The following is a 10245-nucleotide window of genomic DNA, read 5'->3' as shown; positions in this document are numbered from 1 at the left end:
CGGCATAGTAGGCGCCGCCGACCTGAATGCCGGCATTGGCAAGACCCTTGCGGGCGCCACCCACATCGAGGGGCACAAGCGCGTCGTCGGGAATGCCTGTCGGGCTGACCCCGCAATTTGCCAAGGCGCCGCCCGGCATGGCCATGATCGATACGGCCAGCACGGAGGCGACGGCGGCCGTCTTCGCTAGCTTAGTGCCGAGCCGCCCCATCCAAGTGGTCGAATCGTGTGGTGGTCGGTCGCCCGATTACAGTGCGTTCTTCGTCATGTTGTCAGCCCCCCAAGGCTATGCTCAGTATGGTCTACGCTTGTTATGTTATAACGTAGACGACATCCAGACCCCGATCAACGGGGTTTTTTTGCCTACTCCCCTGCCACGACCTTTTCCGGTGCGTCGAGGCTGTCGGAGCCCTCGAACTCGATGGACTTCAGGTCCAGCGTGGCCACGGCCCGCTCGATGGCCTTGGTTTGACCGAGAAGGGCGTCGACCACGTCCTGGACGACCTTGTTCCCTGCCTCGTTCCCTTCGCCAATCATCTGGTCGTAGGACTCGGTGGTCAGCGCGCGAAGATACAGCGCGTTCATGGCGTCCATGGTGGCGTCGAGCTTGGCGCGCAGTTCGGCGTCAACCTTTGGGTCCTTGGCCTTGACGAGATCGGACACGCTGGCGCCACCAACAAACGACCCATCGGCGCGGCGATAGCGTCCGAGATAGACATTGCTGATGCCGAGCGCGTCAAAGAAGTGAGACGCGTGGGTGTTGTCCGAGAAGCAGTCGTGCTCCTCCTCCGGATCGTGGATCATTAGGCCGAGCTTGATGCGCTCGCCGGCCAGCTCGCCATAAGACAGAGAGCCGAGGCCGGTCATGATGGTGGTGAGACCTTCCTGACCGCCGCCGACACCCTTGCGGGCATCGCCGCCGGGAGCCCACTGCTCCGCCATCCAGGCGAGATCGTCGATGAGCAGGTCCGTGACGGTGCTCAGATACTGGGCCCGGCGATCACAATTGCCGTTGGTGCAGTTCTTCAGATCGTAGTCGGTGGCAGGCCGTTCTCCTGCGCCAGGCCCGGTGCCGTTCAAGTCCTGGTCCCAAAGCAGGAACTCGACCGCGTGATAGCCGGTGGCCACGTTGGCCTCCACGCCGCCGGCCTCTTGCAGCTCGTCCGCGAGCAGTTCCTTAGTAAATTTGGACGTGTCGATCTTCTTGCCGCCCATGGTCAGCGAGACGTTCTTGAACGTTGGCGACGTAAAGCTCGTTCTCCGGCGACTCGGCGCCGTAAACCTCGGCAACGTAGTCGATCAGGCCCTCGTCGAGCGGCCAGGCATTCACCTTGCCCTCCCAATCATCGACGATGGCATTGCCGAAGCGATAGGCTTCGGTCTGCATGTAGGGCACCCGGGCGGCGATCCAAGCGGCGCGCGCGGCGCGCAGATTCGGCGCGGTCGGCTCGGACAGAAACTCGTTGATCGCCAGCTGCATCGTCTTGGCGGTCTCGAGAGAATCCTCATACCCAGCTTGCGCGATGTTGGCGTAGGTCTTCAGCACGTCCTTGGTGCTGTCAGCGGCCAAAGCGGGCGAAAAGCAAAAGCCGAGCGCCAAAGCGGCGGCCGGCAGAACAGTCATCGGTCCTCGGAACATCGTCATCCCTTTTGTTGTAGCTCGGCCTACGCACTCACGCTGTAGGCCCTTTCCCGGTTTTCCCCTCAAAACCGCCCGAAGGCGGGAAGAATGCGGCGGCCCGCCAGCCGGGACCTTTGGGCCGCCGCAAGGTTGAGATGAGGAAGCGTCCAGGCTCGGGCTCAGACGCTCCAGACATTCGGGCTGGGCGGCCGAATGTCTTGCCAAGACACTAGCCCAGCGCCTAACATGAGCGTACTGAACTCTTTTCATCAGAATAGTTGAGCAAAATGCATCTTAAAGAGGTCGACGCCAATCTGCTCGTGACCCTCGACGCCCTGCTGGTGGATGCGAGCGTGACCCGGGCTGCGGAGAGACTAGGGCGGAGCGCCTCCGCCATCAGCCACGCATTGGCGAAACTCCGCGAAATTTTCAACGACGAGCTCTTCGTGCGGGCCGGACAACGCCTGGTCCCGACGGCCAAGGCGCTGGAGCTTGCGCCCACGGTTCACGTCATCCTGGCCGGTATGGAAAGCCTGCTGAGGCCGAGCAAACCCTTCGAACCGTCGCTTTCCGTGCGCGAGTTTGCCGCAGCATCGAGCGAAGCGGGCGAGCTCATTTTGGTTGAGCCTTTACGCAAACGCCTCCAATCGCTCGCCCCAAATGTGCATGTGAGCTGGACGCCATCGCATCGCGACGAGAATATCGATTCGCTGCGCAACGCCCGCAGCCACTTCGTCATCGATATCGAGGGGGCGCCGGTCGCCGCCCCTGACGTGCGCGTCGCCAAGCTGTTCGACGACACGCTCGCCACCTTGTCAGGACCGGACCATCCCTTCATCAAGCGCAAGCCCAAGGCCGCCACCTTCGCGGCCGCCGACCATGTGGCGGTCAACACGCTGCCGACCATGACGCTGTTAGATCAGGCGCTCAGGGGCGAAGGGCTCAGCTGCAATGTCTCCTCTCAGGTCTCCTCGGTGCTCGTCGGGGTGCTCGTGGTCTTGAACAGCGACGCGCTGTTGACGCTTCCCTCTTCGCTCGCGGCGATCCTGGAGAAGCAATTCGGGCTGGCGCGCATCGACCAGCCCGTGCCGCCCGTGGATCTCCCCCTAAGGCTCATGTGGCATTCGAGCTACGACCGCGACGAATGCCACCAATGGCTGCGTGGGGAGTTCGCCAATATCGCCCTGGAGATCGTGGGCGCGGCGTAACGCCGCCCTCGCTGCTCGGCGGTTTGGGCGTTTTGGCGAGGCCTCTGGCTTCCGTCATGATGCTCCATTACCATGGCGCCCTCGCCCGCCTGCCGCCGAGGGTTTGGGCGCTTGGAGGACGTCCATGGTCGCCTGGTTCCGCGCTGGCCTTGCCGCCGCGCTGTTGATTTTCGTCGCCACCCCCACTTCCGCCGCCGACAAAGCTTTCCAAGACGTCGCCCTCGACGAGGCCGCGATCACGCTCGCGGCCGATCTCAAGAACGAGTCGGGCACGGTCGAGCTCCCGGTCATCAAGCTGAAAGAGCAAGCCGCCGTCCAACTGAGAAAGCAGGACCTCGAGGGCGCCGCTTTCACTTATGGGCAGATCGTCACCGTGGCGCCCGACGATTCCACGGCCTGGCGCCGACTGGCCGATATCTGGCTCGCCATCCCGCCGCACGAGACGGACGACGGCAGCGTCCGCTATCGCAATGCCCGCACCGCCGCCTACATCGCCTATCGCCGGGCGACGACGCCGAAGCAAGAAGCCGCGGGCCTGGCCACGCTCGCCACCGCCTTCGGCAAAGGCGGCGATTGGCGCCCGGCGCTGAACGCGCTGCATCTCGCGCTCACGCTCGACGACAACCAGGGACTCAAGGTCACCTACGACCAGCTCCGCGAGAAATACGGCTTCCGCGTCTCCAATTTCAGCGTGGACTCCGACGCGGCGAGCCCACGCGCCTGCTTCCAGTTCACCGAACCTTTGTTGAAGCGCGCGGACTTCTCGCCATTCGTCTCCGTCGCCGGGCGGGACAAACCGGCGCTCTCAGCGGACGATCAGCAGCTTTGCGTCGAGGGGCTGAAGCACGGCGAAACCTATGACGTCACCTTGCGCCAGGGATTGCCCTCGGCGGTGCACGAGGACCTGCTAAAGGACGCGGAGTTCACGATCTATGTGCGGGACCGGAAGCCGTCGGTGCGGCTCGCCGGCAAGGCGTATGTGCTGCCGAGCACCGGACAGCAAGGCATCCCACTCGTTTCCGTCAACACCGGCCTGCTCGACGTGACGATCTACCGGATCGGCGACCGCAACCTGCTCGGCAACGTGCTGAGCTACGATTTCCAGCGCAATCTCTACCAGTACGACCTGGAGACCGTCGCCGACGAGAAGGGCCAAGAAGTCTGGAGCGGCAAGCTCACGGTCGCGCAGGAGCTCAATAAAGAAGTCACCACCGCTTTCCCGGTCGGCGAGGCGGTGCCTGAGATGGCGCCGGGCGTCTATCTCCTCGCCGCCAACCCCGCCGACGTGCCGGGCGACGACTACGGCGAGCGGACCACGCAATGGTTCGTCGTCTCCGACTTCGGTCTCACGGCCTATTCCGGCTCCGACGGCGTCCACGCTTTCGTCAACTCGCTCGCCAGCACGGCGCCCTTGTCAGGCGTCGAGGTCCGTCTGATCGCGCGCAACAACGAAGTGCTGGCGACGGCGGCGACCGACGACAAAGGCGCGGTCACTTTCGCGCCTGGCTTGGCGCGGGGTGAAGGCGGTCTGTCGCCGGCGATGCTCGTCGCTTCGGGGACTAACGGCGACTACGCCTTTCTCAATCTCAAACAGTCCGGCTTCGACCTGACCGACCGGGGCGTCGCCGGACGCGAGGCGCCCAAGGGGCTCGATGCCTTCGTGTTTACCGAGCGCGGCGTCTACCGCACCGGCGAGACCGTACACATCACGGCACTGTTGCGCGACGCCGCCGGGATCGCCGTGCCCGGAGTTCCCCTGACGCTGGTGGTCGACCGTCCGGACGGTATCGAATATCGCCGCGCCGTGGTGCCCGACGAGGGGCTCGGCGGCCGCGCACTCGACGTGGCGCTTATTTCCTCGGCGCCGACAGGCACTTACCGGGTCGAGGTCTATTCCGACCCCAAGGGCGCACCCGTCGGCAAGACGAGCTTCCTGGTCGAGGACTATGTGCCGGAGCGGCTCGAATTCGACATCTCGACCGGCGCGAAGACTCTGTCACCGGCGAGCCCCGCCGAGATCGCCCTCGACGGACGTTTCCTCTATGGCGCGCCGGCCTCCGGGCTGCCAATCGACGGGGAACTGAAGATCGCCGCCACCAGCGAACGCCCGGGCTTTACAGGCTACGTGTTCGGTGTGAACGACGCGCAATCCGACGACGGCTTTTCCTCCGAGAGCTTTCCGCTCGCCGACCTGCCCGAGACCGACGCTGACGGCAAAGCGACCTTCCCGGTCGCGCTCGACAAAGTTCCCGCTTCGGCCAGGCCGCTCGAGGCCACGGTCGTGGTGCGGCTTGCCGAGCCCGGCGGCCGCGCCGTCGAGCACGACCTCAAACTGCCGGTTACGCCCCGCTCCGACATGATCGGCGTGAAGCCGCTGTTCAAAGGCTCATCCCTCGGCGACCAGGACATCGCCAAGTTCGACGTGGTGATGGCCGCGCCCGACGGTATGCAAGTCGCCGCGAAGGGGCTGAAATGGCAGCTCCTGCGCATCGAGTCCAAACATCAGTGGTACCGGCAATACGGCAGCTGGAATTACGAGCCCATCAAGGTCACCCGCCGGGTCGCCGACGGCACGATCGACGTGGGCGCGGCGCAGCCGGGCCAGATCGAGGTACCGGTGAGCTGGGGCCGCTACCGGCTCGAAGTGGAAACCAACGACCCGCAAGGCCCGCTGACCACCTACGGCTTCGACTCGGGCTGGTACGCGGAAGCGTCCGCCGACACGCCGGACCTTCTGGAGATCGCCCTCGACAAGAATGGCTACGCGCCGGGCGACACCATGACCGTGGCCGTGACCGCGCGCAGCGCCGGCACCGTGACGCTGTCGGTGATCGGGGACCGGCTCATCACCCAGACCACCACGGACGTGGAGGCGGGGCTGGTGAAGCTGCCGCTCACCGTCGGTGAAGATTGGGGCACCGGCGCCTACGTGCTGGCGACGCTGCGCCGGCCGCTCGACGCGGCGGAGAAGCGCATGCCCGGGCGCGCCATCGGCGTGCAGTGGTTCAGCGTGGACCGGCTCGCGCACACGATTGGCGTGGACCTCGACCTGCCCGATCTCGTCAGACCGGAGACGACGTTGCGCGTGCCGGTGCGCCTCGCCAATCTCGCCACCGGCGATCAGGCGCGCATCGTGGTCGCGGCCGTTGATGTAGGCATTCTCAATCTCACCGGCTACGAGCCGCCGAACCCGGACGAGTACTATCTCGGCCAGCGCCAGCTCTCGGCGCAGATCCGCGACCTCTACGGCCAGCTCATCGACGGCATGCAAGGGGCGCGCGGGCAAATCCGCACCGGCGGCGATTCCGGCGGGACATTGCAAGGAAACCCGCCGACGCAACCCCCCTTGGCGCTTTATTCGGGAATCGTCACCGTCGGCGAAGACGGCACGGCAGAGGTGAAATTCGACATCCCTGCCTTCACCGGCACGGTGCGCGTCATGGCCGTCGCCTGGAACGGTACCCAAGTCGGGCACGGCTCGGGCGACGTGGTCGTGCGCGATCCGGTGGTGGTCAGCGCCACGCTGCCGCGCTTCCTGCTCATGGGCGACACGTCCACGCTGCGACTCGACCTCGACAATGTGGAAGGCGCAGCGGGCTCCTACCAGATTGCTGTTTCGACCGCCGGCCCGCTTAGCGTCGGCAACGGGGACCGCGCCATCGAACTCGATGCCAAGAAGCGCGGCGCCGCGACCTTCCCGGTTTCGGCGCTCGGCGTCGGCGACGGCACCATCGACGTGACGGTGACGGGGCCGGAGGATTTCGAGGTGGCGCGGCGCTACGCGCTCACCGTGAACCCGGCGACGCAGATCCTGGCGCGGCGCACCGTGAAGCCGCTCGAACCCGGGCAAAGCATCACGCTTTCGAATGACGTGTTCGCCAATCTCGTGCCGGGGACCGGAAAGCTGGCGCTGTCGGTCACGCCGACCGCGGCGCTTGACGTGGCGAGCCTGCTCGCCGCGCTCGACCGCTATCCGCTCGGCTGCACCGAGCAGATCGTGAGCCGCGCGCTGCCGCTGCTCTATGTCAACGACATGGCGCTCGATGCGAAGCTCGCCGCGGATGCCAAGGTCGACAAACGCATCACCAAGGCGATCGAGACCGTACTGGCGCGCCAAGGCTATGAGGGCGCGTTCGGCTTGTGGTCGCCCGGCGGCAGCGATGCCTGGCTCGATTCTTATGTCACCGACTTTTTGACGCGCGCGCGCGCCAACGGTCACACCGTCCCGGATGAGCGCTTCAAGCTCGCGCTGAATCGCTTGCGGAACTATGTGAGCACCGCGCCCGACGTCTCCACCGATGGCGGGCTCGCGCTGTCCTATGCACTCTACGTGCTGGCCCGCAACGGCATGGCTCCCGTGGGCGACCTCCGCTACATCGCCGACGTGAAACTCGACAAGCTCGGCACGCCGACGGCGCAGGCCGAGATCGGGGCGGCGCTGGCCATGCTTGGCGACAAGACCCGTGCCGAGAAGGCGTTCCGGGTGGCGGCCGGCGCGCTCCCCGAGGAGAAGCCGAAAGCCACCGGCCGCGTCGATTTCGGCTCGCGCCTGCGCGATGCGGCCGCGGTGGTGACCCTCGCGGCTGAAGGCGATGCCGGCAAGCCGATCCTGGTCAGCGCCACGCGACAGATCGGCGTGGCGCGCGACGCCGTGACCTACACCTCGACTCAAGAGGACGCCTGGCTGGTGCTCGCCGCACGGGCGCTCGGTCAGCAAGGCGTCAGCCTTACGATCGAGGAAGGAAGCGGCGAAGAAGGCGGTCAGCTTGGCCCGCTCTACCGGTCCTTCAGCGAAGAGGATCTCGGCATCAATCCGGTGACCGTGACCAATAACGGTGACACGCCCGTCGACGCGGTGGTCTCGGTGAGCGGCGCACCGACCACGCCCGAACCTGCCGCGGATCACGGCTTTAGGCTCGAGCGGACCTTCCACACGCTCGACGGCGAAGAGGTGGACATCGCCACGGCCACGCAAAATGAGCGCTACGTGGTGCTGCTCGCCGTCACCGAGGCGAAGCCGCAATTCGCCCGCGTGGCGCTGACCGACTATGTGCCGGCCGGCTTCGAGATCGACAATCCGAAGCTCGTGTCCTCGGCCGATACCGGCGGTCTGTCCTGGATCGGCCAAGCCGCGACCCCTGAGCATACGGCCTTCCGCGACGACCGGTTCGTCGCCGCGTTCGAGCGCAAGGCCGACAGTCCCGTGGTCTACCGCGTGGCTTATGTGGTGCGCGCGGTCTCTCCCGGCGACTACGTGTTGCCGCAAGCGGTGGTCGAGGACATGTACAGTCCCGACCGTTTCGGCCGCACCGGCACCGGGTCCGTCAAGGTGACCGCGCGCAAATGAGCCGGCTCACGCGACGCGCCACCTATGCCGCTATCGGGGCGGTGTGGCTCGCGGCCATTGCCGCGGGCGCGCTCGCCGGTCTTGCCGACTCCTTCGGCCCGCCGCCCTTGGGGAAAGACCTCGAATACTCCACCACGGTGCTCGACCGCGACGGCAAGCTGTTGCGCGCTTACCTGACGGACGAAGGACGCTGGCGGCTTCCGGCCACGCAAGCGGACGTCGACCCACGCTTTATCGAGGCGCTGCTCGCCTATGAGGATAAGCGGTTCTTCTCCCATCACGGGGTCGATCCGCTGGCCATGACGCGCGCGGCCTATCAGTTCGCGACCCAGGGTCACATCGTCTCCGGCGGCTCGACCATCACCATGCAGGTGGCGCGCCTGCTGGAGCCACGACGGGAGCGTTCGCTCTATGCCAAGTACCGGCAAATGGTCCGCGCGCTTCAGCTCGAATGGGCGCTCGACAAGGACCAGATCCTTTCGCTCTACCTCACGCTCGCGCCCTATGGCGGCAACCTGGAAGGCATCCGTGCCGCGTCGCTCGCCTATTTCGGCAAGGAGCCGCGGCGGCTGACGCTCGGGGAGACGGCGCTCCTCGTGGCGCTGCCGCAATCGCCGGAATATCGCCGTCCCGACCGCCATCCCGAACGGGCGCAAGCGGCGCGGAATCGCGTGCTGGATCGCATCGCGGGCAACGGCCTCTTCAGTGCGGAAGAGCGCGCCAGCGCCAAGACCGAGCCCGTTCCGCACGCGCGCAAGCCCATGCCGCTCTCCGCGCCCCATGCCGCGGACGAGGCGCGGTCGGCCTCGGCCGGCGCGAAGACCATCCACCTCACCATTGACGGACGCTTGCAGCGCCGGCTGGAGCGGCTCGCCCGCGAGCGGGCGGCGGCGCTTGGCGATGCCATGTCGGCGGCGATCGTCGTGGTCAAGAACGAAACCGGTGAGATCCTGGTCCGGGTCGCCTCGCCCGACTACTTCGACAAGGCCCGCGCGGGCCAAGTGGATTTGACGCGCGCCTTGCGCTCTCCGGGCTCGGCATTGAAACCCTTTATCTATGGGCTCGGCTTCGAGGACGGGCTGGTCCACCCCGAGACACTGATCGAGGACCGCCCGACCCGTTATGGCGACTATGCGCCGGAGAATTTCGACCAGACGTTCCAAGGGACCGTCACGGTGCGCCGGGCTCTGCAATTGTCGCTCAACGTGCCGGCGGTCGCCGTGCTGGATGCGGTGGGACCAAACCGGTTGTTGGCCCGGCTCGGCGAGGCGGGCGCCGCGCTCAAACTGCCGGACCATGAGACGGCCGGCTTGGCGCTGGGGCTCGGCGGCATCGGCGTGAAGCTGATCGACCTCACAGCGCTTTATTCGGGGCTTGCCCGCCAGGGTACGGTGGCTCCCCTGCGGGAGCGGACCGGCGCGGCGGTTCTGCCGGACAAGCGGCTGATGGCACAGGTGGCCGCCTGGTATGTGGGCAATGTGCTGCGCGGCGCGCCGCCGCCGCCGAACGCGCTTGGCGGGCGCATCGCCTTCAAGACCGGCACCAGCTACGGCTACCGCGACGCCTGGGCGGTTGGCTTCGACGGCGAATATACGATCGGTGTTTGGGTCGGGCGGCCCGACGGAGCGCCGGTGACCGGCCTCGTGGGCCGCACGGCCGCGGCGCCGATCCTGTTCGATGCTTTCGCCCGTCTCACGCAAAAGCCAAAAGCTCTACTGCCGGCGCCGAAAGGCATCGTCACGGCACGCACGGCGCAGTTGCCGCCGCCGCTCCGGCGCTTCGCCGGGCGCGGCGAGCAAGGCGAGGCCATGAGGCCGAAAGTCCGCATCGTGTTTCCACCGAATAACGCGAGCCTGGCGCTCACTTCCGACGCTGCAGGGCTCGATTCCATCGCCATCAAGATCGCGGGCGGCACGCCGCCGCTCAACGTGCTGGTCAATGGCCTGCCGTTCGAGACGGCGCGAGGCGCCGGCACTTTATTCTTTGCCCCGGACGGCCCCGGCTTCGTGCGGCTCACGGTGACCGATGCGACCGGCGCCGCGGACAGCGTCACCGTGCGGCTGCAATAG

General features: G+C 66.4%; 4 protein-coding genes and 1 pseudogene. 3 read left to right on the top strand and 2 right to left on the bottom strand.

The features are described from left to right. Positions 1 to 211, bottom strand: a 211-nt coding sequence (locus ACSLE4_RS14215; RefSeq protein WP_435905087.1) for a hypothetical protein, incomplete at its 3' end; no start/stop codon positions are given. A 152-nt stretch (positions 212 to 363) separates the two neighbouring features. Then, positions 364 to 1624 (bottom strand): annotated as a pseudogene (locus tag ACSLE4_RS14210) (imelysin family protein). Between the two features lie 284 nt (positions 1625 to 1908). Here ACSLE4_RS14210 and ACSLE4_RS14205 point away from each other — a divergent pair. The 3 genes from ACSLE4_RS14205 (at position 1909) to pbpC (ending at position 10245) form a co-directional block, all read left to right on the top strand. After that, positions 1909 to 2829 (top strand): LysR family transcriptional regulator, encoded by a 921-nt coding sequence (locus ACSLE4_RS14205; protein ID WP_435905086.1) that lies wholly within the window; start codon positions 1909 to 1911, stop codon positions 2827 to 2829. Between the two features lie 124 nt (positions 2830 to 2953). Next, the gene (locus ACSLE4_RS14200) at positions 2954 to 8176 is read left to right on the top strand and encodes an alpha-2-macroglobulin family protein (RefSeq protein WP_435905085.1); all 5223 of its coding nucleotides are present in this window, start codon (positions 2954 to 2956) and stop codon (positions 8174 to 8176) included. Next, positions 8173 to 10245 carry a penicillin-binding protein 1C gene (pbpC, locus tag ACSLE4_RS14195; protein ID WP_435905084.1) on the top strand — a complete coding sequence of 691 codons (2073 nt, stop codon included), beginning with the start codon at positions 8173 to 8175 and terminating at the stop codon, positions 10243 to 10245. Before ACSLE4_RS14200 ends, pbpC begins: the two co-directional genes overlap by 4 nt.

This window comes from Methyloceanibacter sp. (assembly GCF_051306395.1).
Lineage (GTDB): Bacteria > Pseudomonadota > Alphaproteobacteria > Rhizobiales > Methyloligellaceae > Methyloceanibacter.
Note: the sequence above shows the minus strand (reverse complement) of the source record. Positions and strands in the feature narration are given on the sequence as shown.